24 protein-coding genes are annotated in these 23,047 nt (G+C 43.1%); 8 read left to right on the forward strand and 16 right to left on the reverse strand.

Translation table 11 applies throughout. The features are described from left to right. Positions 1-10 precede the first annotated feature (10 nt). Positions 11-1,465 carry a cardiolipin synthase gene (gene cls, locus ACQEXT_RS02855; protein WP_426950549.1) on the reverse strand — a complete coding sequence of 485 codons (1,455 nt, stop codon included), beginning with the start codon at positions 1,463-1,465 and terminating at the stop codon, positions 11-13. 366 nt (positions 1,466-1,831) lie between these two features. Here cls and ACQEXT_RS02860 point away from each other — a divergent pair, with 366 nt between their 5' ends. From ACQEXT_RS02860 to ACQEXT_RS02870, 3 genes are all read left to right on the forward strand, one after another. Next, the gene (locus ACQEXT_RS02860; protein WP_426950551.1) at positions 1,832-3,262 is read left to right on the forward strand and encodes a sodium-dependent transporter; all 1,431 of its coding nucleotides are present in this window, start codon (positions 1,832-1,834) and stop codon (positions 3,260-3,262) included. 142 nt (positions 3,263-3,404) lie between these two features. Further along, on the forward strand, positions 3,405-4,100 hold the full coding sequence (locus tag ACQEXT_RS02865; RefSeq protein WP_426950552.1) for a TIGR01621 family pseudouridine synthase: 696 nt from the start codon (positions 3,405-3,407) through the stop codon (positions 4,098-4,100). A gap of 11 nt (positions 4,101-4,111) precedes the next feature. Further along, positions 4,112-5,044, forward strand: a complete 933-nt coding sequence (locus ACQEXT_RS02870; RefSeq protein ID WP_426950669.1) for a class I SAM-dependent methyltransferase — start codon at positions 4,112-4,114, stop codon at positions 5,042-5,044. Between the two features lie 208 nt (positions 5,045-5,252). Here ACQEXT_RS02870 and ACQEXT_RS02875 read toward each other — a convergent pair whose 3' ends face one another. The 5 genes from ACQEXT_RS02875 to ACQEXT_RS02895 form a co-directional block, all read right to left on the reverse strand. After that, the gene (locus ACQEXT_RS02875) at positions 5,253-5,876 is read right to left on the reverse strand and encodes a CDP-alcohol phosphatidyltransferase family protein (RefSeq protein WP_426950554.1); all 624 of its coding nucleotides are present in this window, start codon (positions 5,874-5,876) and stop codon (positions 5,253-5,255) included. Further along, positions 5,869-6,516, reverse strand: a complete 648-nt coding sequence (locus ACQEXT_RS02880; protein ID WP_426950555.1) for an ATP-binding cassette domain-containing protein — start codon at positions 6,514-6,516, stop codon at positions 5,869-5,871. Before ACQEXT_RS02880 ends, ACQEXT_RS02875 begins: the two co-directional genes overlap by 8 nt. Next, positions 6,482-8,191: an ABC transporter permease gene (locus tag ACQEXT_RS02885; RefSeq protein ID WP_426950556.1), complete on the reverse strand. Its 1,710-nt coding sequence runs from the start codon at positions 8,189-8,191 to the stop codon at positions 6,482-6,484. The genes ACQEXT_RS02880 and ACQEXT_RS02885 overlap by 35 nt, the downstream gene beginning before the upstream one ends. A gap of 10 nt (positions 8,192-8,201) precedes the next feature. Then, the gene (locus ACQEXT_RS02890; RefSeq protein ID WP_331415869.1) at positions 8,202-9,344 is read right to left on the reverse strand and encodes an ABC transporter substrate-binding protein; all 1,143 of its coding nucleotides are present in this window, start codon (positions 9,342-9,344) and stop codon (positions 8,202-8,204) included. 203 nt (positions 9,345-9,547) lie between these two features. Continuing rightward, complete coding sequence (locus tag ACQEXT_RS02895; RefSeq protein ID WP_269377331.1) at positions 9,548-9,994, reverse strand: META domain-containing protein; 447 nt, start codon at positions 9,992-9,994, stop codon at positions 9,548-9,550. Positions 9,995-10,190: 196 nt separating this feature from the next. Here ACQEXT_RS02895 and ACQEXT_RS02900 point away from each other — a divergent pair, with 196 nt between their 5' ends. Continuing rightward, on the forward strand, positions 10,191-10,439 hold the full coding sequence (locus tag ACQEXT_RS02900) for a DUF1289 domain-containing protein (protein ID WP_426950558.1): 249 nt from the start codon (positions 10,191-10,193) through the stop codon (positions 10,437-10,439). Positions 10,440-10,511: 72 nt separating this feature from the next. Then, positions 10,512-10,694: a DUF1289 domain-containing protein gene (locus ACQEXT_RS02905; protein ID WP_138970347.1), complete on the forward strand. Its 183-nt coding sequence runs from the start codon at positions 10,512-10,514 to the stop codon at positions 10,692-10,694. An 8-nt stretch (positions 10,695-10,702) separates the two neighbouring features. Here ACQEXT_RS02905 and ACQEXT_RS02910 read toward each other — a convergent pair whose 3' ends face one another. From ACQEXT_RS02910 to ACQEXT_RS02955, 10 genes are all read right to left on the reverse strand, one after another. Next, the gene (locus ACQEXT_RS02910; RefSeq protein ID WP_269377334.1) at positions 10,703-10,924 is read right to left on the reverse strand and encodes a hypothetical protein; all 222 of its coding nucleotides are present in this window, start codon (positions 10,922-10,924) and stop codon (positions 10,703-10,705) included. Positions 10,925-11,239: 315 nt separating this feature from the next. Then, the gene (locus ACQEXT_RS02915) at positions 11,240-11,800 is read right to left on the reverse strand and encodes a VC2662 family protein (protein WP_269377335.1); all 561 of its coding nucleotides are present in this window, start codon (positions 11,798-11,800) and stop codon (positions 11,240-11,242) included. 209 nt (positions 11,801-12,009) lie between these two features. Next, positions 12,010-12,417 (reverse strand): GspS/AspS pilotin family protein, encoded by a 408-nt coding sequence (locus ACQEXT_RS02920; RefSeq protein WP_331426997.1) that lies wholly within the window; start codon positions 12,415-12,417, stop codon positions 12,010-12,012. A gap of 2 nt (positions 12,418-12,419) precedes the next feature. Beyond that, positions 12,420-12,716, reverse strand: coding sequence for a YciI family protein (locus tag ACQEXT_RS02925; RefSeq protein ID WP_004746701.1), 297 nt, complete (start codon positions 12,714-12,716; stop codon positions 12,420-12,422). Positions 12,717-12,821: 105 nt separating this feature from the next. Next, positions 12,822-13,214, reverse strand: coding sequence for an acyl-CoA thioester hydrolase YciA (gene yciA / locus ACQEXT_RS02930; RefSeq protein WP_138970351.1), 393 nt, complete (start codon positions 13,212-13,214; stop codon positions 12,822-12,824). Between the two features lie 74 nt (positions 13,215-13,288). Continuing rightward, entirely contained in the window at positions 13,289-13,840 is a 552-nt protein-coding gene (locus ACQEXT_RS02935) for a septation protein A (protein ID WP_138970352.1), read from the reverse strand. A gap of 110 nt (positions 13,841-13,950) precedes the next feature. Further along, positions 13,951-14,175: a hypothetical protein gene (locus ACQEXT_RS02940; RefSeq protein ID WP_138970393.1), complete on the reverse strand. Its 225-nt coding sequence runs from the start codon at positions 14,173-14,175 to the stop codon at positions 13,951-13,953. A 258-nt stretch (positions 14,176-14,433) separates the two neighbouring features. Continuing rightward, positions 14,434-16,950, reverse strand: a complete 2,517-nt coding sequence (locus ACQEXT_RS02945; protein ID WP_138970394.1) for a hybrid sensor histidine kinase/response regulator — start codon at positions 16,948-16,950, stop codon at positions 14,434-14,436. Beyond that, entirely contained in the window at positions 16,943-18,142 is a 1,200-nt protein-coding gene (locus ACQEXT_RS02950) for an acyl-homoserine-lactone synthase (protein WP_426950560.1), read from the reverse strand. Before ACQEXT_RS02950 ends, ACQEXT_RS02945 begins: the two co-directional genes overlap by 8 nt. A gap of 377 nt (positions 18,143-18,519) precedes the next feature. Continuing rightward, the gene (locus ACQEXT_RS02955) at positions 18,520-19,683 is read right to left on the reverse strand and encodes a hypothetical protein (protein WP_426950561.1); all 1,164 of its coding nucleotides are present in this window, start codon (positions 19,681-19,683) and stop codon (positions 18,520-18,522) included. Between the two features lie 378 nt (positions 19,684-20,061). On the opposite strand from ACQEXT_RS02955, the gene ACQEXT_RS02960 reads away from it, so the two are divergent. The 3 genes from ACQEXT_RS02960 (at position 20,062) to ihfA (ending at position 22,926) form a co-directional block, all read left to right on the forward strand. Beyond that, entirely contained in the window at positions 20,062-20,979 is a 918-nt protein-coding gene (locus ACQEXT_RS02960; protein WP_426950563.1) for a hypothetical protein, read from the forward strand. Positions 20,980-20,988: 9 nt separating this feature from the next. Beyond that, the gene (locus ACQEXT_RS02965; protein WP_426950565.1) at positions 20,989-22,119 is read left to right on the forward strand and encodes a hypothetical protein; all 1,131 of its coding nucleotides are present in this window, start codon (positions 20,989-20,991) and stop codon (positions 22,117-22,119) included. A 510-nt stretch (positions 22,120-22,629) separates the two neighbouring features. Further along, positions 22,630-22,926: an integration host factor subunit alpha gene (gene ihfA / locus ACQEXT_RS02970; protein ID WP_006879539.1), complete on the forward strand. Its 297-nt coding sequence runs from the start codon at positions 22,630-22,632 to the stop codon at positions 22,924-22,926. Positions 22,927-23,047: the final 121 nt, after the last annotated feature.

Raw genomic sequence — 23,047 nt, forward strand, 5'->3', positions numbered from 1 at the left:
CAAGCACGGATCAGAGTAGAGGGTTAAACAGGTAAAAAACTCGTTCCAAAAAGCGCGAATAAAGAGTGCGTTTTTGCCATTGTTCGAGGTCGACCTGATGAGATTGATTGATGTAGCTTTGCTGAAGCCACAACATCTCTTTGGTAAAGGCTTCATCGTCAATTGCTAATGTCAGTTCGAAGTTTAGCCATAGACTACGCATGTCCATATTAACGGTGCCCACTAAGCAGAACTGTTCATCGATCACGACTGACTTAGTGTGGAGTAGACCACCATAAAACTCGTAAATTTCGACCCCTGCACTAAGCAATTCACTGTAGAAGGCACGAGAGGCCCACTGAACCATGATGGAGTCATTCTTATGCGGGATGATCAACTCAACTTTAATACCCCTTTGAGCGGTCATTTTGAGTGTTTCTAGTAAGTCAGAACTTGGCACAAAATAGGGTGTAGTAATTCGAACGGAATGATTGGCCTGATTGATTGCTAATGTGAGCACCTGGGATATTAGGTGATCAGGCATCCCTGGACCAGACGGAACGACTTGAATAGGGTGCTGAGGTTCGTTCGGGTTAATGCGGCATTCTGGTAACTGAGGAAAACGACGAGAGCCAGTTTCCACTTCCCAATCCCAGCAGTGAATTGCTGATAGCACATTGACGGTAGGGCCCGTTATACGAACCATAATATCAATCCACTGACCGACACCAGAATCTTGCTTGAAGTACGCTGGATCAACCATGTTCATTGAGCCCGTATAGGCAATTTTTTCATCAATAACGATGATTTTTCTATGCTGACGTAAATCGAGGCGGCGTAAGAATATACGCCATGGACTGACTTCTAGAGCTTGAACGACTTCGATACCTGCATTGTTCATCATCTTTAACCACTCGCTGCGGAAAAAGCGTGGACTACCAGCGGAGTCAAGCAGTAGCTTCACATTTACACCACGTTTGGCAGCTTTGATTAAGGCAGATGCAACGGAGTCGGCTAGTCCACCCGGATGCCAAATATAGAAAACCATTCGAATACTTGATTGCGCATTTTCGATATCGTCGATGACCGAATGGAGGATTTGTTCGGGCGAGCTTTGTAGTGACAAGGAGTTGCCAGACAATGCAGGCAAGCCTAATCGGTTATTACACAGTTCGTCTATACGGTAAATATGTCGGCCGAAACTTTCGGGTGAGTGAGCGTGGCAGTCATTGAGTTTGGCGAACCATTGTGCAAAGGGAGACAACATCTCCTTTGCTCTCTCTGCCCGTTTACGGCCGAGGTTGAGTTCACCAAATAGGAAATAGCAAGCGACACCTACAACCGGAATGATGTAGATAACCATTAACCAGGCAAGCGACACACTCACCGCTCGGCGCTTTAGTACAACACGAATGGTTACACCTGCAACGAGTATCCAGTAAAAGACAATGCCAGCGAGAGTCAGGAAGTGATAAAACTTTTCCATTCAGATACCTAGGTAATATATAGCACTCCAATATTAGAGCTCACGGCGCGCTAGGACAAGTCACAAATTAGTGGCGGTAGAAACTATACGGAATGAATGCTGAAAAGCACAAATATGTTATGTGAATGTAAAATCTGGTGTTTGGCGGGTGTTATAGGTGAAAAAAACAGCATTTAAACACAATCTTTACATTTATGGTGGAAAAATATACTGTTCGGGCTTCCAATTTTAATCTTAAACTGTTTTACTTGCTACAACGTTAGCGTCACTGACAAGTTTAATAAGTGTAAAAAAAATTATACAACCACTTTTAAAGACGCCTAACAGAAGCAAACACAACTTAAAACATGATTTAATGGAGTAACCATGGCTACAAGTACAAGTGCACAGCCCCGTGATACATGGGGGTCTAAACTAGGCTTCGTCATGGCCGCAGCAGGTTCTGCTGTTGGTTTAGGCAACATATGGAAATTTCCTTACACAGCAGGTGAGAGTGGCGGCGGTGCGTTCGTTGCAATTTACCTACTTTTTGTAATTTTTATCGGCTTTAGCGTAATGCTTACAGAATTCGCTATTGGTCGTAAGACAGGTCTATCAGCAGTAGGCGCGTTCAAATCGACTGACCGTCGTTGGACCTTTACTGGGGTAATGGGGGTTCTAAGTGGCCTACTGATCATGGGTTTCTACCCTGTCGTAGGTGGTTGGGCTCTCGCATACATCTTCAAAGTGGGTGGTGGTCTACTAAGCACACCTGAAGCAATCGGTGATAGCTTCGGTAGCTTTATCTCAGATCCTGTTCAGCCACTTATGTGGATGGGTATCTATCTAGCTTTCAACATCATTATCGTAATGAAGGGTATTTCAGGCGGTATCGAGAAAGCGGGTAAGATTCTAATGCCGCTTCTATTCCTAATTCTGATCGTTGTCTCGGTAAAAGGTTTGATGCTACCAGGTGCAATGGCAGGTCTAGAATTCCTATTCATGCCAGACTTTTCAAAAGTAGACAGTAATGTTGTTCTAGCTGCGCTAGGTCAGGCATTCTTCTCACTAAGTCTTGGTATGGGCTGTATGATGACCTACGGTTCTTACCTGAAGAAAAAAGAGAACTTAGTTCAGACGACAGGTATGGTGACGGCTATGGATACGGGTGTTGCGATCCTAGCCGGTGTCGCGATGTTCCCAGCAATGTTCGCGTTCGGTATGGAACCCGCAGCAGGTCCTGGCTTGGTGTTCGTTGTTGTACCTCAACTATTCGCTGAAATGGGCGGCGTAATCGGTCTACTATTCGCTCTAATGTTCTTCATCGCACTAACGGTAGCAGCACTAACATCTTCAGTTTCTCTTCTTGAAGTTGTTGTATCTTACCTAATCGATGAAAAAGGCATGAAGCGTTCAACAGCAGTACTTAGCTCAAGCGTAGTAATGGCTTCACTATGTGTGTTCGCTTCACTATCTCTAGGCGGTGTAGGTCCAACATTATTTGGTACAGGTGCATTCGATATTTTTGACTTGTTAACCGATAAGATCTTCCTAGCGGTTGGCGGTATGTTGGTGTGTATCTTTGCTGGCTGGCGTCTATCTCGTGCAGACCTTGAGAAAGAAATCACTAACGACGGCGAAGTATCATTCCCACTATTCGGCCTATGGTACAACTTGGTTAAATACGTAATTCCAGTTGCTATCGCTATTGTTGCCTTCATGGGTGTCAAGTCAGGCTTCGATAGTGGCAAAGGTGAAATCATGCTGTTAGGTCTTGGTATCATCGCACTGACAGCGGTTTTCTCTAAAAAGCTGTAATCGGATTACCCACCCTTAAAAAACCTCCGAAAGGAGGTTTTTTTTTGCTTCAACTTTAGCGTAAGGCTTGCAGCGTGGGTGGTTAGACTGGTTTTCACGATGAGAATGGGTATACTCATGCGTCCAAAGTGGAGCCCGATATATGTTTGATATTTTATATACCCACCCCGATTTTATCGTCATCAATAAACATCCTAATGTTTCAGTACACAAAGATGACGGCGATACCATGTTGCTTGCAGAAGTCGCCAAACTAACGGGTGATGACAAACTGTATTTGATCCACCGCCTAGATAAGATGACCTCCGGAATCCTACTATTAGGGCGCAACAGTGGTGCGGCGAGTGAACTTAGTAAACAGTTTGCTGACCGTCGAGTGGAAAAGTTCTATCTGGCTATTGGGTGTAATAAACCAAAGAAGAAGCAAGGGCTTATTAGCGGTGATATGCAACGTTCACGACGTTCGGCTTGGAAATTGGTCAACACACAGGATAATCCTGCTATTACACAGTTTTTCTCTCTAGCGGGCATGGCAGGGGAAAGGTTGTTTTTATGTCGGCCACACACGGGAAAGACCCATCAGATTAGGGTGGCGCTGAAGTCGTTAGGGTCTGCAATTGCCGGTGACCCTATTTATAACGCTAGCAACAGTGCTGATCGGGGTTATCTCCATGCTTTTGCCCTTCGTTTTGACTATCAGCAGCAAGCCTATCAGTTTGTATGCGATCCACGAAACAGAGCCGAATGTGGCGAAAAATGGAATCAACACATGACCAGCCAAGGTATCGAATCTTGGCTTACACCATGGGAGTTAACATGGCCGAAGATAAACAAATAACACCAATCGCGATGCAGGCTGAACACTTACCGTGTTTCTTTGCACAACTGACCACACAACTAGAGATGGTGCCGAATGAAGTAAGACGTTTGTTCCATGGCCGTGGGCGTCGTTTTGATGGTTTAGAACAGTTAACGTGTGATTGGATTCAAGGCCAGTTGATTGTCAGTATCTTCAAAACCGTTGATGATCAATTTTTAAAAGCGCTTAAAGCGGGTTTGATGGAGATTGCTCAGTCTGCTCTCTGGAGTGATAAACAGGGGCAAGCAATAGTCATTCAGCACCGATATGCGGAAGGCGCGCCTTCTGAAGTACTGCTTGGCGATTTAAACAGTCGTCCAGTTGTCCTTGAGTCGCAGTTGAAATACCAGCTTGATATCGGACGCAACCAGAACACGGGTCTGTTTTTGGATATGCGCTATGGACGTGACTGGGTAAAGGCAAACGCCAAACATAAAAATGTACTCAACTTATTTGCTTACACTTGCGGTTTCTCCGTGGCAGCGATTGAGGGGGGGGCTGATCAAGTGGTTAACGTTGACATGTCGAAAGGTTCACTGGCGAAAGGAAGAGAGAACCACAAACTCAATGGTCACAATATTAATCAGGTAAAGTTTCTCGGCTACGACATTTTCCGCTCGTGGGGGAAAATCAAAAAAATGGGTCGTTACGACCTTATTATTATTGACCCACCGTCGTTCCAAAAGGGTAGCTTTGCTTTAACTAAAGACTACAAACGTATCTTGAGAAAACTTCCGGAACTCTTGGCTGAGGATGGGCAAGTGCTCGCGTGTGTAAACTCACCGCAAGTGACGTGCGATTTCTTGATCGATGGCATGAAGGAAGAAGCGCCTACATTGAATTTTGTTGAGCGTCTTGAGAATCCACCAGAATTCGCAGATGTGGACAGTGAAGCGTCATTAAAAGTTATGTTGTTTAAATAAAAAACGCCCTTTAAGGGCAACCCCTATCACTTACAGTGGTTGGAATGCACTGGATAGCGAACCATACTCTTACGAACGGCCCTCAATTTGGGCCGTTTTTTCGTTCTATCGTACGACAGCCCATAGCCACTATCAGCCAAACGAGCTACCCGCTCATTGTTCAAAAAGAGCTTCGCGCCCATTTAGCGAGCCTGTTTCAAGCCTTACGTTAAGCCTGATCACGGCTCTGTTTTAAAGTCATAAAACCCGAATAAATTCGAGTTAGAGTTGTAAACCAGCATGCTGCACCAAACAGATAGGCAATCAGTGCAAAGTGGTTAGGAAGCAAGCAGAATAAGATAAAGCACGCAATGGTTTCTGTCCCTTCTGTCAGACCACTCATGTAGTAAAGAGATTTGTGCTGATAGACTGGATTTTCAATGCCTCGTTTCCCTGCCATGACTGCGAAGGCCAAAAAGCTGCTGCCGGTACCGATAAACGAGAAAATCAAAAATGCACCCGCAACGGCATTTTGCTCAGGGTTTGCCAATACGAACCCAAAAGGAATGAGCGAATAGAACAGAAAATCGAGACTAATATCGAGAAAGCCGCCCGCATCTGTTATTCCTTGAATACGCGCCAGAGCGCCATCCAGGCCATCGCAGATTCTATTGGCGATGATGAGTAGCAGTGCCAGAGTATATTGCTCAAAAATCAACGCAGGGAAGACGACACAGCCAAGCGCAAAACCAAAAATCGTGGTTTGGTTTGCGGTGATACCACATCGGTCTAAGAGATTTGCTGACTGTGCCAACGGCCAGCGAATAACTTTGATACTCAAACGATCAAGCATGAACCGTCTCCCATGGCCAAGTTAGGCAACGGCTATTGTCGGGAATGTCGGTTTCATCATGAGTGACCATAAGCGCAGGGATGTCTGCTTTTTTGAGTTGCTCCACAACCCATTGACGAAACTGAACTCGCAACTCTCTATCCAGTTTACTAAATGGCTCGTCTAGTAAGGCCAGATTAGGTTTAGCGAGTAGCATTCGAGTTAGGCTAATTCGCGCACGCTGCCCCCCTGAAATCTGGTCGGGAAAAGAGTCCGCTAAGTTGGTGAGTGAAATGTTTTTCAGGGCCTTCATCGCCTGCTCTTTACGCGCAGCGCCTTTGACTTCATTCGGTAATGAAAACGCGAGGTTTTCCCATACACAAAGGTGTGGAAACAGTAAATCATCTTGGAACAAAATACCGACCTGACGTTGATGCGCTGGCAACGAGTCAATCGGCTTTTGATTCAACGTGATTTGACCTTGGTAGGTGAAGTCACTGCTTAGGTGCCCGGCAATCGCATCAAGCAAAGTTGATTTACCGCAGCCACTTGGTCCCATTAGCGTGACAATTTCTCCGTTATTGATTTGAAGGTTCAGCGCGTTAAACAGTACCTCACCACTTTTGTTACAGATGACGAGGTTTTTGAGACAAAGGCTCATTGGGTAGCAATCCTTTAATAGACAATCTACGGTATTTAACCTGAAGTCGGCTGAGTACCATAGCGATAGAGAAGAAAATGAGGGGCAACAATGCTTGCCACAACGCATAAATTGCGGTGACACGACGGTCAAAACCACTCGAAAGCGCCACAGCTTCAGTCGTTATCGTGCTTATCCTCCCTGCGCCTAAAACTAGCGTAGGTAAGTATTGTGCCAAGCTGACACTAATACCGATAGCCCAAGCAAAAAGCACCGCGGGCAACAATATCGGTAACTTAATCTGCCACCAGACTTGAATCGGGCTTTTACCCAAACTTAGACCGACACGGGTCAAGCCATTGTCGAAGCTGCGCCAAGGGCCATCCAGTGAGAGGTAGACGTAAGGAAAGGCAAAAAATACGTGTGCCCAGCACACCCAGAATAGGTAAGCACTGCTGTTTAGATAGAGCGTGACTACCTGAATACCAAATAGAATCGAAAGCTGTGGGATTAACATTGGAATCGCAATCACGTATCCAGGTATCTGTCGATGATGTCGTTGGTGGTACTCGTGAGCCGCTAACGCAAGTAATAGAGCAATACTGGCACTGACTAATGCGATTAACAGGCTTTGATTGAGCGCGCTAAAAATACCCGCCCACTCATATTGCCAGAAGCGCAAACTAAACTGAGTCGGAAGTAGGTCAGGGAATCGCCATCTCTGAGCAAAGCTCCACAAAACCAAAATGGGTACTATAGCCAGACTTAAAACGAGCACAATGCTGAAGGTGGACTTACCTGGCAGATCCATTCCTGAACGCCCTGAATATTGCCAATGTTTGAGCCCTTTTGTGATCACCCATTCGACGATTCTGGCGAATAGAATCAGTACGCTGGCGATAAGAAACAGTAATGTCGCACCCGATGCAGCGCGAGGAAGTTGATCTAAATCTGGTTCGTTAAACCACTGCCAAATTAAAACAGCAAAGGTTGGAGGATTGGTTGGACCGATAATCAAAGCGACATCTACCACTGAAAGGCTGTAGGCAATCACAGCCAACATCGGAAAGCGAAGTTTGGCAAACCATTGTGGAAAGATGCATTTCCACCAAGTCTGCGCCCTAGAATAACCCAGTGACAGGGTTACTTTTTCGGTTTGTGACACTTTTAGCTGCTGTAGAATCGGGATGCTCATCAGCAATAGGAAGGGAATTTCCTTTATAGCCAGCATGAGAACCAGTCCTATTGCATAAGGATCTTTGATCACAAAGGCGAGATCAGAGACAGATTGTGCATTCGGATCATAGCCAAACAGATGGTACAACGATCGAGCCACCAATCCGGTTGGAGAAAAAAGAAAGGCAAAACCAATAGCAAAAGCGACGTGTGGCATAGCGAGTAAAGGGGATAACGTCAGCTCGATTTTACGCCAAAATGGATGATGCCAACTAGAAAGCAGAATCGCAAAGGTCGCTAAGCAGGCAAGATAGCTACTAGCAAGAGTCGAAAAGAGCGTGAGACCCACTGACTGTCCGATGCCCTGCCAAGCGAAAACTGACTCAAAGCCATTTAATGAAAAGGACTCAAGTCCAATGGGCGGAATATAACCAAACGCAGCCACTACCACTCCGGCAAGTCCCGGAATGGTAGGCAAGATGCAAATTAGAATAAGAGAAAAGTAGATTGCGCGTAACATCGAATCACTTCTAGTTTCCGTAACGTTTAAGCCATTCTTGCTCTAACGCATTTTGCCAACTTGGGTGAGGCTCGGCGATAGATTTGAACTGCTGAGTATTTTTGGCCGTTCCAGTGAGATATTGGCTACTCAATACGGATGGATCGCCCCAAATCTTAGTATCCCCCTTGCGTGATTGGGCATCTGGGCTTAACAAAAAGTTGATGGCGACTTGTGCCCCTGCGCTCGCGTTGGCATTCCATGGAATCGCTAAGAAGTGAATGTTCGATAGTGCACCGTTATCCATCGCATAGGCTTGGGTTGAGTTCGCAAGATTGCCATTTGCTTGGGCGGAATACACAGCATTAGGGTTGAAGGTGATAGCTAGATCGATCTGGCCATCGTCGAGCAACTGAATTGACTCTGTTGTACCTGATGGAAATTGTTTACCCCCACGCCAAGCCACTTTGTGGAATTCATCCAAATATTGCCATAACGGTTGAGTAATGATGGCAAAACTCTTCTCATCAATTGGCTGCATTAACGAAGCGTCGTTGTTGGTCAGTTCAATCAGCAGTGCTTTTAGGAAGCTGGTGCCATGGAATTCTGGTGGGCGAGGATAGCTTAGGCGATTTGGAAAAGCGTTCGCATAGCTTAACATCTCATTAAACGAAGTCGGTGGGTTATTGAGTTTCAACTTGTCATGAATAAATACCAGTTGCCCCACACCCCAAGGTGCTTCTAAGCCTTCTGTAGGTTCAGAAAAATCAACGTCTATCGGCAATGTTTTGTCGACATATTGCCAATTAGGTAGGCGAGTTGTAAATGGACCAAACAGCAATTGATTGTCTTTCATTGATTTGAAGTTTTCGCCATTGATCCAAACCATATCAACGCTACCACCGCTGTTTTTTCCTGCGGCTTTTTCAGCAATTAGGCGGCTGGTGGTTTCAGCAATATCTGTAACTTTAACGTGTTGCAGTGTGACGCCGTATTGAGATTGAAGCTGGCTATTCGCCCATTGGATATAGCGGTTAATTTCTTGGCTGCCTCCCCAAGCGTGGAAGTATACCGTTTGTCCTTTTGCTTGTTCGATCGTTTGCTGCCAAGTATCAGTTGCGAATGATGAAAAAGACACGATTAATGTTGAAAGTAAAGTGATCAGCCTTGTCATAATGGTCCCTGTTAGTTGGTTGTTGCTATCGGCCATTGAGTTAGACCGGAACAATTCACTTATTCATTCATTATGACTGAAAAAAGATAGGTTTATTATATATTTGAGGTAAAAGTGGATGGATCGTGTAAAAAGTGAGTCGCAATAAGTAAAAAAGCAGCCCGAAAGGCTGCTTCTAAAATAGGATGACTTGACGCGTCGAATTAGTTTTTCCAATCGCTCAATTTGAACGTAAGCGTGTGAACGTCGTTTTTCAGTACCATTGAATCATTGGTCAATGTCATGTCACTCCAGTCAGAGAGTGTTTGAGAAAATGCTTGTTCAACGTCCATCACATCGCCGACACACATTTTCATGGTCATGCCCATCTTTTCAATGCGGAACTGGTTGTCTTTTAGTTCAGCTTGACCAAAGAAGTTATTACAGCCCGCGTTACCATTCGCTGTCATCTTTTCGCCAACCTCTAGGCGAGGAGCTTGCTGGCGGCCTTCTAGTACAATATCTTTACCGTCAATGCTAACCAACTCCCAGTTGTGGTGTTGGAGATCCTGAGCTGTAATTTGTTTCACATCGTCACCATTGCTTGCACATGCGGTTACTACAACAGGTAGGGTAATTGCTGCAAGTAACATTTTTGGACTAAGCTTCATAATAAATCAACTCCAATAAGTAGATAATAAGCCTTTTAGCTTCGGCTTTGATGGTTTCAGTATAATTAATAAAACACTGTTTTTGTCAGAGGAGAGTCATAGTTTGGTCTAAATCACATATTGGAACTTATTGATAAACATCCAATTATAGATGCCGTAGAGTGTAATTTGTGCTTTTTAGCAAATGGGTGACCGTTTGGAACAGTTAGAGTTTTTTGTCGTACCAAGTCCTTGCGTAGGCGTATGCACAGTAGATGAAAAAGGCTACTGCAAAGGGTGTATGCGTAAAAGAGAAGAGCGCTTTAATTGGTTAACCATGACGCCCGCCCAGCAACTGCATGTCATCAAGCTATGCCGACAGCGATACCTGAGAAAAATCAAACGAGATTCAGTAGATCGCATCGATCAAGATAGTACGGATAGCCCTCAACAAGATCTTTTTTAAAATCAAATACTTTACAGTTTTGTTCTTTCCCGCTATACCTTTAGTATCGTGTACTGTATTTAAAGGTGTAGTATGGATATACGAAATCAAATACCCAACCCTTGTATAGGCTATTGTCAAGTTGACACAAAAGGTTTCTGTTTAGGCTGTGGCAGAAGCCGTGAAGAACGTTATCTTTGGTACCAACTGACCGAGACAGAACAAAGAGAGATTTTACTAAGAGTGTGCGTACAATCTCTCTATCCCGTTAAATAGACGCCTACTTACTTTAAGCCCCATCGGTCGCTAACCCATCCTCCGGCGTGCTCATCAAAATGGCTACCAGAGAAACGATGGTTAGCTTCGGTATGCTTTTCGCAAGAGGGTTGATCGTCGATCAAATGCTGAATATAACTTGCCATTGGATCACCGCTTTTCAGCCGGTCTTGCCTGGTGGCAACTTCTTTAATCAACTGAAGACGGTATGAGTTACTAGCACGTTTCATGCGGTGATCCTCCTTGGTTATGACACTAATATGAAAAGTTAGAAGTGGATGTTTCCAGCGTCAATCTAATTTGATTATTTTTTGTTCTATTTTAGTTTTTAAGAACTCTGTTTCAGTTATGAAACCATGATCAAAATGGGCTATTGCATTGAAATTAGAAGGGGAGTTGCACTGAGACTGAAAAGGGTAGTGAAATAAAAAATTCACATAAATTTATTGCGACTTTACTTTGTGATCATTTGCTACTAAGGCCTATTTGGGGAACAAAAAAAACCAGTCGTATATTACGACTGGTTTGAGATGAAGATTGGAGTGTTACTTAGCGAAGTTCACGATTGGGAAACAAGGTAGGAAGCCGTTATCAGCACAGTTGATTAGGCCGATTTGAACCCCTTCAATTTTACTTGTCTTGTTGAACACGCCTACTTGAACGGTTGACTCGCTCGACAGGTTAACCGCCCCCACGTCGACCATGGTGTCGCCTTCAGAGTAGTTAACAAAACTCACGTTTGCGCCATTCACGTTGTTGGTAATGTTAACCGCACCAAGGTTAACCCCGGTAGTTAACCCTTCATTCCAGTTGAATAGACCAAGAGAGGCGCCGGTCATTTCTTGATTCACTTTTGAAGCGCCTAAAAAGAGGCCAAAGTTAACACCTGTTGTTGTATTGGTCTCAGACATACCGACAATCGCAAAGTCGACACCTTTCACTTGGTCTACTTTACCGTGTAGAGCTGCGAGACGAACGCCAGAAACTTGTGAGTTATCTGGTGCATTAAAATCATTGATAGAAGAGAACATCACTGGGGATGAAGCAACAGCGAAAGAAGAGGCGAACGCTGTAGAGATTGCCACTGCAGTAAGAATTTTTTTCATAATAACTCCAAGTATTAGCTGTGTATCCAGATTAAAGACCAATGTGTATCCGCATTAGCCTACTTTGTAAGCATAGTCAGTATGTTAAGACTGCGTGAAATATGATCTGTGTGACGATATTATTGAACTTGTTGTACAGCAATCCATTGAGTTTGGGGATGAAAAAACCTCGCATAAGCGAGGCTTTGAATTTGTATACACAGCTGCGGTTAGCGTTTGGCGTTCAAACAGCGTTCATGCGTGACAATCTCGTCTGCAATCAACTGGCCTCGGCTGTTACGCATTTTAATCCGATAACTCAATCCAACCTCTAAGTTAGCTTTGGTGTCGGCAACAGTACAATACGTGTTGATGCTGTTGTTCATGACCTGCGTGGCAGGCTTTGCACCGAGGGCATCAGCGTTGTAAACCATCATAATCTCAACGGTTGAACCATTAGAATTTGCGCGCATTATTGAAAGCGGCCCCGCTTCTAGCGGAAGCTTAGACGCCAGTAGATTAGCGCGAGTATTCGCCAACAGCGAGAGTTGACGCTCTTTCTCGGCTGAAGCAGAAGAGCATCCAGCAACAACCAGTGCGACCATTAAGATCGAGAGAGTTTTAAACACAGATGGCATAATTAGAAGACTTTCTTAAAAGGTTTAACAATAACCTTTTCGTATACACCAGCTTCAATGTACGGATCAGCATCAGCCCACTCTTGCGCTTGTTGCAAAGAATCAAACTCTGCAATAACGGTGGAACCAGTAAAACCAGCTTCACCAGGGTTGTCAGAATCAATGGCAGGCATAGGCCCCGCCGTTAGCAAACGACCTTCATCTTGCAGTGCCTGTAAACGCTCTAGGTGAGCAGGGCGGACACTCAGTCGTTTTTCTAATGAGTTCTCTACGTCTTGTGAAAAGATGACATACCACATGTACAGATATCCTTATATCGATGATGTAACCGTTGGTGGTTACTCTACCTTAAATACTGGTTTTTAAAAGTATTGATTTGGTGTTATTTCGTCTATGCCATGAACTTATTGTATTGGTCGAGGTTTGCCATCTGCGTCAATAGCGACATAGTTAAATGTGGCGTCACAAACCATAAAGCGATCTTCAAGACCGTGCTCTTTTACTGGTTTCACCCACACCTCTAAGTCGATACTCATTGATGTACGACCAATACGTGTACATTCACCGTAACAGCAAACCACATCTCCAACACGAACAGGTTTCTTAAAAGTGATGCTAGAGACGGATACTGTCACGATTCGACCTGAAGAAATTTCCTTGGCGAGAATCCCTCCGGCAAGGTCAAGTTGAGACATAATCCAACCGCCGAAAATGTCGCCATTGGCATTGGTATCGGCTGGCATGGCAAGGGTTCTAAGTAGGAGCTGACCTTTTGGTGTATTAATTTCTTGGCTCATTTTGACATCCACTACAAACGACACAGCGACCAAAGTGGTCGCTGTAAAAGAGGTATTGTAACAAAACTATTCACTTATTCGCCAGCGCTCGCCTCGTTGTTCTCTTTTGGTAAATGCTTGTAGATATAGAGCCCGGTCACTAGGGTGAACGCAAACGTGGCAGCGAGTAAGCCAAACACCTTAAAGTTTACCCAGATATCCAATGGTAACTGAAATGCGACATAGATGTTTAAAGCGGCACAGAAAGAGAAAAAGGCAACCCATGCCCAAGTGACCTTAGCCCACAAAGGTTCAGGAAGAGAAATTTCTTTGCCCAGAATCCCTTTGATCGCAGACTTGCCTAAGAGGTGGCTGACGGCAAGACCAATAGCAAACACCATGTAGACGATGGTCACTTTCCACTTAATGAAATTGTCATCGTGTAAGAAAATTGTCATTCCACCGAATACGGCAACCATCAAGAAGGTGATGAACTGCATTTTCTCGATTTTCTTATAGATCATATAGGTCAAAGCAATTTGAACCGCGGAAGCAATGATCAGCGCCCCTGTTGCGACGTAAATATCAAACAGCTTATACAAAGCGAAAAAGATAATTAGGGGGATGAAGTCGATGAGTTGTTTCATTGGCATGGTCTTTTGTGTAACAAGAAGCCCTCAGTCTAACCAAATCTCTGGTTAAGACAAAGGGCTTAATGGCAAACTCGGGTTTCTCTACTAACAGCAAGGTAGGGAGATTAGGCTATGTAACGCTTGTAATCTTCGAGATAACCTTCGCTACGCAAACTGTCTACCGTAAATTGCAACTCTTCGTCACTCATAGCAAAACAACTGGATTTGCCTGTCATGCCGTTGAGGTATTCGTGGTACTCAAGCTCGGTAAAGTGGCCAATACGGTCCACGAGCAGAGTCTTGATTCCGTGATGAATCAGACGATAGTAGGTGTGACGCTGAACTTCCATAACAGTACCTCTTACATCAGCGCAAAGACGAATCTTTGCCGCTTTTACTTCGTTGTACGAAAGGAAGCATAATCGGTGCCACTTGATGTTCAAATTAATCACAACACGATGATTGGTGCCGTTAGCCGTTAATAGAGATGGATACCACTGCTGAAAATTGGTTCGCGGTACGGTTTCAGATATGCAAAATGCGAGTCGAATTGAGAGCAGAATTGCCAATGGTTTGACAGGCGCATCTGCTCTTTTGCTATACAGTGGCTACGAATGAATTTCTTGTCCTAGAGTCGACTTCAGAATGGTATCGAGTGCGTCTTTGGTTGTTGGTTTTGATAGGCGTCCATCCATAAGCTCGCTCATCCTTTGCACATCTTTTTCTCCGGATTCACCAGAAAGAGCAATGATAGGGATAGCTGGATATGACTGACGTATAATGCTTGCTGCTTCAAAACCATCCATAACCGGCATCTGAATATCCATAAACACCAGATCAATGGGATTGCTTTGGATGATCTCGATTGCGACTTTGCCGTTGTTAGCAAGCACAACACCATAGCCAAGCTGCTCCAAATAGAGCTTAACGAGTGTCCGCTGAATCTCTTTGTCATCCACGACCAAAATCATATGTGATGACTTAGCAACAAAACCTAGCTCACCTTTTGCCACTTCAGGATTAATTGGTGGGGCAAAATCGATCGCCGTTGGTGCGATAGGTGACGTTTTTATTTCATCAAGTCGTACGCTAGAAGAAGGGAAGGTCAGAGTAAATTCTGTAAATTCGCCTGGTAGAGAATGACAACTTATTCCACCCCCAAAGGACGTCATGACGCGTTGACAGTAGCCTAAACCTAGCCCACTACCACCACTCTTATTGTGGCTGAAAAAGTCATCGAAAATACGTGAGAGTAAAACCTGAGGAATACCAGGGCCAGAGTCACGGAAGATGACATGATTTTCATATAGGCCGACTTCAGTACGGATTTCGATCCTGCTTTTTGGGTACGAATCAAAATAGTAGATAGCATTGCGTAATAGGTTGAACAGCACAAAATTAAACAGGGTATCGTTGATCTTAACGACAAAGTCATTCTCAAGGTTCAGCTCTATCCGATTAAATTCATCTTCGCTCTCAAAGCCATATTGATTGATCGCACTATGAATGGCGTGACGAATAGAGGTCGCTTCCGATGGCTCTTGATCGAGAGATGAGCTATTGACCTCCCGCAGAATGATGTCAATCAGTTGCCTGCCGCGACGAATCGCTTGCTTGCCACTATGAACATGACGAAACAGATCATTCTGATCTTTGATGTTATTCAGTTTGCTTTCCAGAGATTCAAACTCATATTGTACTTGTGCGAGAGGATTTCTCATCTCATGGGCGATAGAGTTAGCAAGTGCTTGTGACTGTCTAACTTTACGCTCATAGTTTATGTGCACTTGAACTTTTTTCAGTACCCTCTCCAGCGCTCGCAGTTCTTCGAATGAGAAATTAACGTCACCTTGTTTATGACTTGAGACTAAAACGTGAGAGAGTTTGTTCTTACCTTCGTAAATCGGCAAGACCAATGCTGAATCCATCTGATTCATATTGGTATGCAAATTGGAAAGCTCGGCGTCACTGGTTTGTTCTATTGCGTCTTCCAACTCGTCGATCACCAAAGGCGTCGAATGATTTTCAAAGTACGTGCGATAGAGACTGGCCCCTTGATAGTCATCGAGTAATTTCAGCTTGTCACTTGGCACACCAAGGTAGCTAGCCAATGCTTCGATCGCTTTCGATGGTGAGTTTTGAAACTCTTCTTCTAAATGGGCAATTTTATCTGTAGGGGGCGTAGATGAACCGTACAGAACGAAGCTGAGACAACTTCTCATCACTTGAGACGCGTATGGCCATGAAATACCAATAGTGATCAGCAAAGTAATCACCGTAGCGGTGCTGAGATAGTCGAGGGGCTTAAACAGCGCGATAACTCCCGTGTAAGCCGCAGCAGTAAGCAGTAAAGAGCAAGCAACCAAACACAGGTAGCGAAAACTGTAAAAACGAGAGGCCAGTATCGCATAGCCCATAAATAGCATTTCACTGACTGATAATGCAGGCGGCAGCCAAGTCAAGGAAAAGTCATTAAAGAAGTAAGTGAAACCCAACTGTATGACCGCGGTAGAGGCCATGAAAATGGTCATTCCGAGGATCATGTAGTTAATCCGAGTGCGACGGATGCGGTTACTTGATTGCTTGATGGATAATAGATTGGCAAACGTTAAAGCAAACAGCAGAGTCAAACCAATGAAGAATGGTTGAGTATAATGGCCAAATTCAAGTACAAATCGGCTTGGCCCCTCTATCGTCACACCTAAGATAGTCAACCCGGGAATAAGGTTTACCACAGTACACATCACAATAATTGTGATGGCGAAGGCGAGCTGCCACAGACTGGTATGGCTGTCTGTGTAATGCGCTCTCAGTTTTGCAGAAAAAAAGTAGGCAGAGCCAAAGGCCAGCAGCGCGGACAAGTTAGCAATTATGGCCATTGTAATGGCACTTTTTGCTCCCCAATCGGGCAACAAGCCAGTATGGAAATAGGCGTTGCTGCAAATCCAGACAAACAAGCCCAATGTGTAGGACACATAGTAGAGATACTGCTTGATGCTAGAAAAGCCATGTTTTTTCGCCAGCGTTGAACAGAAATAGCCTGCCCAGACAAAAACCAGTAGTGCCGTTAGTATTAACACCACTGCCTTTGGATAAAGTAGATGAGTGGTTAAGTAACTAAGCATAGTGAGGTTTGTGTCCATGATTTCGATATTTTTTTAACTGACGGATGGTGAGTTTTTTGTAGCTTTTATAGCTCGCTCTCGCTAGCTCTTGGTTGAGTGGTTGGATAAACCACAGTCCTTTATAGGTAGCAAACTCTGAACTAGAAACGTGGCTCGTACTGAGCTGACTGAACACCGTTTCGCCTAAGCTCAAATAGTACTGAATCATTAAAGGTTGCTCAATCACAACAAATGCAATTTTATAGCGGAGTGAGAACAACTGTTCCATTAAACGCTTCTGAGCCAAATAGAGATAGAAAATCATCTGAGACTGATTGCCGCTAACGGTAAGACGGATGATTTCACAACACTGTTGGTGTGACACTATCTTCTGCCACAACGAGTTTTCAAAATGGGCGGATGAATGCCTTGGAATGTCTTGATTGTCTACCAAACCGTGCTCACTAAGTTGGTCGACGGTTTTTTTTGTTGCAAGCAATTGCCAACTATCGGTTTGAAAAAATGGGGAAAAGTAGAGCCACTGTTCAGCCTGTGTATGGTGATTTATTTTGGCGCTGGCGACGATCAGCGCGCTATCTGAATCTGCGACTTGAGTTGCCAAAATGAAATGCGTTCCGCAGCTTGATTGATTGATCTCATAAAGCATTTCATACCATTTATGTTGCCAGACAAAGGTCGAAAGGTTAATCAATACAATGGCATCGGGCAGTGTAAGAGCGTGTTGGCAGTGCAAGGTATAATAGTGCTTTTTGTGCTGCTCAATACAGTCGATCACACTGTCAAAATAGTCTGCTTCGTTGTGAGAGAGATTACGCTGTCTCTGGTCAAGAGCGGAATCATTTAGTGAGTGGTAGCCTTTTTTGAGTTTCCAAATCTTATATCCGCACCAAGCTTGTGCCCAGTCATCAAACAGAAAAAGCGCATCTTGCTCAATTTGATGCCACTCTTTTGTACCAATACTGAGGGGGCGCTTTAGCTCCGCGTAATAAAATGGAGACATCAGCTTTGTCGCGATGTTTTTGTCCTGCAATGTCGGATCACTTTCGCAGACTAGACGTAGGCGTTCATTGAGTACTTGTTGGAAAAACAAGTCACTGTTATCGCCAAATAACCGATCTATTTGCGTAAATAAAGCGTATGCGTCGTGCGCGACTCCTGATGAGGCAGGAGCAGGGATGTTTGTGTTAGCCATAGACGTTTGTCGTATATTTTTGTTTTTAGATGGCTAGTATTAATACAGATGAGTATGTGTGCAACTAAATTGATATAAATAATTCATATTTAACTTGATAATTAATCAAATAGTTGATGTTGAGCACATTAGTATTAGATTAAATAGCAAGCCAATGAGGCTAATGGCGCGCAGTTAAAGCACCCTATAACAAAGCATATTGTATGGTAACAAGGCTCATTCTCTATGCTTGTAGGATTTTAAGACCGATTGCACCATTTTTCTTATGCACATCAATGCTAGAAGGGAAGTGCGTCCATCAAATCAAAGTCTAAGAATAAAAAAAGCCGCTTTGTTTCATGCGGCTTACTCTATTAATGGTTAAACACTAGTTGAAATTAACCCTTCTTACATGCAAAGAAACCATGGTAGTAACTGTTGGCTGCAGGAGTGAACGTTGGGTTAGCGTTTAATGCGGTTAAGATACCCACAATACCATTGCCCCCAGGGATTGCATTACTCCACCATGTATTTAAAATAGCATTATCTTTGGTCCAATAACCAGTAAAGCCTGGCCAAGATTGATTAAACGTTTGACTAATCGCAAAAGCAAGCATTTCACTTTCTGTCATTGGTTTAATAGATTCACCGATCGCATCACAGTATGTCTCCAGAAGATTGTTGTTTCCTCGTGCTCTTGGGGCATAAACATATCGCTTGGTTTTACCATTATGCGTGACAGATTCAATTTTCTTCATTGTTTCGCTAGGGAATAGCGCTGAAAACTGTTCCGGCGATGGCGGATAAAAATAAACCGTATCATTCGTCTCGATATCACTATCTCGCACTAATCTTTCATCACACTCGGGAGTAAAGTAGCCAACGGTGGCGTCAGTCAATACCACCGACGAACACAAACCGAGTAGTTCAACGTTATTGGTCTTTAAATCTGTAGTAAATGCACGTTCATGTTCAAATGTAGCATAACTAGGCGTCAGCTCTTCCAATTGTGCTGTGGTTAGCGCGGTATTTCCATTAAACAAGGCTCGAAGGATACCTACTGGTTTAGGTCCAGCTGAAGCATTTACCGGCCCTTTGTAAGTAAAAGTCGCTTTGGTATTTACTGTAGTCGCAGAATCAAGAATAAAATCGTCGGTAAACTGATTGCTGAAGTCCCAATATTCCTCGAAGTTTAGTACATTGCTTCTCGTCATACGTTGACGAATATTGGGTACAACTGTAAGTTCATTAGAACATTCCATATTTACATTATCGATGTTACAAAGTTTGATGGTTTTACCACGCAACTTGTGACTCGGAGCAAAAAATAGGTTGTCTGACTGTACTTGTCCACTACTATCAATCCACGCGAACTGGTTCACGCTTCCATCATCGTTATACTTTTTAATCGGGCCATTCTCTGGGCTAGATAGAATAGGTATGCCTACTGGCGTTTCCTCTCTAGACCCTAAATAGCTCTCAATTTCCATCGCGGCATATGATAGCGAAGACGACATGACTAACGACGTCACGATGCTTAACTTAAATATTTTTATTATCATATTAGATAATTCCCTTGGTTATAAAATAATATTGTTTATCTATATTTCAGCTAAAAAATCCTTCAGCACTTAAATATTAATAACTTAAGCGTTATTAGTGCATGGGAAATATCCTTTGGTTGTGTGGGAAAAATCCGACTTATATGTATGTTGACTCGTGATCACACTATTTTTATGATTTGTAACTTTATCCACTTTAAACTCAATTAAATTTGACATTAAATATAGGCCCAGTTTATTCTAATTTTGTTTATTATCATTAGGATTTTATATTATCATTAGAATTTTTTATTATCATTAGACTAACCTATTATAAAGAATATTTAAATTACAAAATTGTCATTTAATAAAATTTTCTTTAGTGGAGGAAAAAAAGCAATGACAAACATTGGTTCGATCTCATGCGTAATGCTATTTATAATATCAACAATTAGTTATGCGATAGAGCTTGAGGATGTAAGATTATCGGCTGGAAGCGGGTTACTTATCGGTACTGATGGGTGCTCAGAGAGCTACTATCAGTGTGACTTAAATTCAATATATTACGAATTTGGGATCGATTTTGAATCACATAATTTAGCTCTGGGTAGCTCAATTTTAATCGCCAATGACTTCGAGGCTCAATCTGAAAAAACTCAGAATCGACAAGACTTCAATATCAAGTCGCTTAATACCGTTACTAAATACAAGTACCCACTTGGTCACGACTCTCGCCTAGATTTTGGTATTGGGCTCTCTATATGGAAGGACAAACAATACGGCATCAGTGACAGTGAACATGTCGGTAGCTCAGCATACCTTATGTTGGCGTATGAAAGATACGTCAACTTATTAGATCTTAATGTCAGTTCTAGCGTTAAATACTTTCCTAATTTTTACGGTTTAGACTTTGACATGTTGTTACTTGGTGTCTCATTTTCGAAAAGTCAAATTCAGCGTCGAATCAAAAATGCGATAGAGAATAGTCAGGATAAAAGTAACATTGATTACCAACAAGTGGTAAGCACAACTCTATATTTTGATGAATCATCAAGTTTATTAACTTCCTCCCATGACCTAACGCAATTTCTAGATGGCGATTACTTCGTTGTATATGGATATAGGAGTTACAACGAAGACATTATTGTTTCTATCGATCGGGCACGAAGAGTAGAAAGTGCTTTAAAAGAGCTTTATCCCAATTCAAAAATCGACATTATTAATATGTCTTATACCGTTCCTTATTCTGCAAAAAGTAATGGTGATGGTTACCAAGAAGAACGCAGGGTAATAATTAAATCATATCGTCCAAACTAAGGCTTATTTATGAAGATGTTAATAATGCTAATTTGTCTTACTGCAATTTTTGGCTGCAAAAGTGAAGAAAAGCTATTTGCAGAAGTCGATAATGAAAAAGGCATAAGATGGTCTAGTCTTTCTATTGAACTTGATAATAAACAATTATCGATAGGCAGTTCATTTGATCCTACCGTAAAAGTAATCGATACAAATGGAAATTCTTATCTGTTAGATCCTAAATCTGTTACATGGAAATTTTCGGATCCCTCTGCTATTAGTTTTGGGCAAGGGACTAATGGTTTCTTCTCAGCAAGCAAAATCACAAGAGCGACGATTCGCGCACAGTATGAGACCCTCTCCTCTAATGAATTAGTGGTTAATATCGAACCTGTGTATATTTCTGATACAAAATTAGTGTCTTACGCAAATCCTGTCGTTTTATCACATGCTCCTAAACTTGAGTGGGCATCGCGCAAAATCTATCTCAAAGCTATCATGAATAATGGTTCAATTATTGATGTCACTGAAAAGGCAAATTGGACGACAAGCGACAGTAGTGTCATCATTTTCACACCTGGAATTGCGGGAGTTTTAAGTAAGACCCTACGAAGTACGGGGGCTGGCAAAGCAACCATCACTGCCGAATATGCGGGTTTCACTAAATCCATTGATATAGAGGTTAAAGACCTATTGAATTTAGGCGAGAAAGTTGGCTGTGGCGTTGAAACAATTACAATATCCATACCCGATACCGGGAAATCTTTGATGTTTCGTTGTCCCCCTGTCGGTCGAAAAGACGTAGGCGATTATATATCTACTCAGGCCGCAGGCGCCTATGCTGCTGGAATCATTAATGCCTTTCTTCCTCTGTTTAAGTTCGACAGCGCAGTTTCTTATTGTGCTAGCCTAGGGCAAGGCTATCGTTTGCCATATTGGTCGGAACATTATGCGTTTGAAAAACAAATTAATTCTGGAGTCACACAACCTCATGGTCCCTATCTCGACTATGGCTGGCCGCAAATAGCTAGACATTGGCTACTAGACGACACAGGAAAACCAGGTGTGCATCTTTTGAAATATTTCGGTCATAGAGGTAATTTCGAACAAGATGGTAATGATTATACTAACGTAACGGCATTATGCGTGAAGGAAGTGTAACTAACGACTTTCATTTGATTTGTCTAACTACCTACCCGTTATCATCATTAAATGACTCCCTACTTCGCCGCTAGAAATTGGTTGTTGTGTTACACAATCACTGTTCTCAAAATGGCGAAGTAGGTACCTCCCGAGCATGCCGTATTACTTCGTGCTTTGTTAAAACCCATACCCAATAGGGGTATTTTGTTTCTCTTTCTACATCAACAGCTTAATTGTAAAAGTTAGTGGATTTAAGCTTTTATTACTGAGTTAAGTGTCAGTAATGGCTTAATCTTCTGATATTTAAGGGGTATTTACTCATAAATCATAGATAATACTGTTGTAAATAGCATCTATGTTGTTGTTTTAAGTGGTTAAACTCTGCTCATTGAAGAAAAAAGTTGGCGTAAATCATAAGCTTGGCATACACTTTCCAAGGTAAAGCCGATAGGTTGTTGATTGGCTTGGTTAAAAGTTTTGGCGCTGCCTTTGGGTGGCAATGTTTAACACAGCTTTGAGGAAAGTTTTATGGCGCTCACAAAGGCCGATTTGGCTGAGAACCTGTTTGAAAAGCTTGGATACAGTAAACGGGATGCCAAGGAAACGGTTGAGGCGTTTTTCGAAGAAATTCGTAAGGCACTCGAAAGTGGCGAGCAGGTAAAACTGTCTGGATTTGGTAATTTTGATCTGCGTGACAAGAATGAACGTCCAGGTCGAAACCCGAAGACAGGTGAAGACATTCCCATCAGTGCTCGTCGCGTAGTAACCTTCCGCCCAGGGCAGAAATTAAAAGCCCGCGTTGAAAATATTAAGGTTGATGACTAAGCCTCTGATAAGTTTCAGTTTATCCTGCTTGATAGATTAGGCATTGAGCGTGTGATTCCACGCTCCTAGGTCTCAATAACAAAACACCCCAGCCAAGGCTAGGGTGTTTTTGTTTGTGCGC

The organism is Vibrio sp. TRT 29B02 (assembly GCF_050113655.1).
GTDB lineage: Bacteria > Pseudomonadota > Gammaproteobacteria > Enterobacterales > Vibrionaceae > Vibrio.

Bases quoted from the DNA above. Each gene is read 5' to 3' on its own strand.
- cls (WP_426950549.1), bottom strand. From the start codon at position 1,465: ATGGAAAAGTTTTATCACTTCCTGACTCTCGCTGGCATTGTCTTTTAC.
- ACQEXT_RS02860 (WP_426950551.1), top strand. From the start codon at position 1,832: ATGGCTACAAGTACAAGTGCACAGCCCCGTGATACATGGGGGTCTAAA.
- ACQEXT_RS02865 (WP_426950552.1), top strand. From the start codon at position 3,405: ATGTTTGATATTTTATATACCCACCCCGATTTTATCGTCATCAATAAA.
- ACQEXT_RS02870 (WP_426950669.1), top strand. From the start codon at position 4,112: ATGCAGGCTGAACACTTACCGTGTTTCTTTGCACAACTGACCACACAA.
- ACQEXT_RS02875 (WP_426950554.1), bottom strand. From the start codon at position 5,876: ATGCTTGATCGTTTGAGTATCAAAGTTATTCGCTGGCCGTTGGCACAG.
- ACQEXT_RS02880 (WP_426950555.1), bottom strand. From the start codon at position 6,516: ATGAGCCTTTGTCTCAAAAACCTCGTCATCTGTAACAAAAGTGGTGAG.
- ACQEXT_RS02885 (WP_426950556.1), bottom strand. From the start codon at position 8,191: ATGTTACGCGCAATCTACTTTTCTCTTATTCTAATTTGCATCTTGCCT.
- ACQEXT_RS02890 (WP_331415869.1), bottom strand. From the start codon at position 9,344: ATGACAAGGCTGATCACTTTACTTTCAACATTAATCGTGTCTTTTTCA.
- ACQEXT_RS02895 (WP_269377331.1), bottom strand. From the start codon at position 9,994: ATGAAGCTTAGTCCAAAAATGTTACTTGCAGCAATTACCCTACCTGTT.
- ACQEXT_RS02905 (WP_138970347.1), top strand. From the start codon at position 10,512: ATGGATATACGAAATCAAATACCCAACCCTTGTATAGGCTATTGTCAA.
- ACQEXT_RS02910 (WP_269377334.1), bottom strand. From the start codon at position 10,924: ATGAAACGTGCTAGTAACTCATACCGTCTTCAGTTGATTAAAGAAGTT.
- ACQEXT_RS02915 (WP_269377335.1), bottom strand. From the start codon at position 11,800: ATGAAAAAAATTCTTACTGCAGTGGCAATCTCTACAGCGTTCGCCTCT.
- ACQEXT_RS02920 (WP_331426997.1), bottom strand. From the start codon at position 12,417: ATGCCATCTGTGTTTAAAACTCTCTCGATCTTAATGGTCGCACTGGTT.
- ACQEXT_RS02925 (WP_004746701.1), bottom strand. From the start codon at position 12,716: ATGTGGTATGTCATCTTTTCACAAGACGTAGAGAACTCATTAGAAAAA.
- yciA (WP_138970351.1), bottom strand. From the start codon at position 13,214: ATGAGCCAAGAAATTAATACACCAAAAGGTCAGCTCCTACTTAGAACC.
- ACQEXT_RS02935 (WP_138970352.1), bottom strand. From the start codon at position 13,840: ATGAAACAACTCATCGACTTCATCCCCCTAATTATCTTTTTCGCTTTG.
- ACQEXT_RS02940 (WP_138970393.1), bottom strand. From the start codon at position 14,175: ATGGAAGTTCAGCGTCACACCTACTATCGTCTGATTCATCACGGAATC.
- ACQEXT_RS02945 (WP_138970394.1), bottom strand. From the start codon at position 16,950: ATGCTTAGTTACTTAACCACTCATCTACTTTATCCAAAGGCAGTGGTG.
- ACQEXT_RS02950 (WP_426950560.1), bottom strand. From the start codon at position 18,142: ATGGCTAACACAAACATCCCTGCTCCTGCCTCATCAGGAGTCGCGCAC.
- ACQEXT_RS02955 (WP_426950561.1), bottom strand. From the start codon at position 19,683: ATGATAATAAAAATATTTAAGTTAAGCATCGTGACGTCGTTAGTCATG.
- ACQEXT_RS02960 (WP_426950563.1), top strand. From the start codon at position 20,062: ATGACAAACATTGGTTCGATCTCATGCGTAATGCTATTTATAATATCA.
- ACQEXT_RS02965 (WP_426950565.1), top strand. From the start codon at position 20,989: ATGAAGATGTTAATAATGCTAATTTGTCTTACTGCAATTTTTGGCTGC.
- ihfA (WP_006879539.1), top strand. From the start codon at position 22,630: ATGGCGCTCACAAAGGCCGATTTGGCTGAGAACCTGTTTGAAAAGCTT.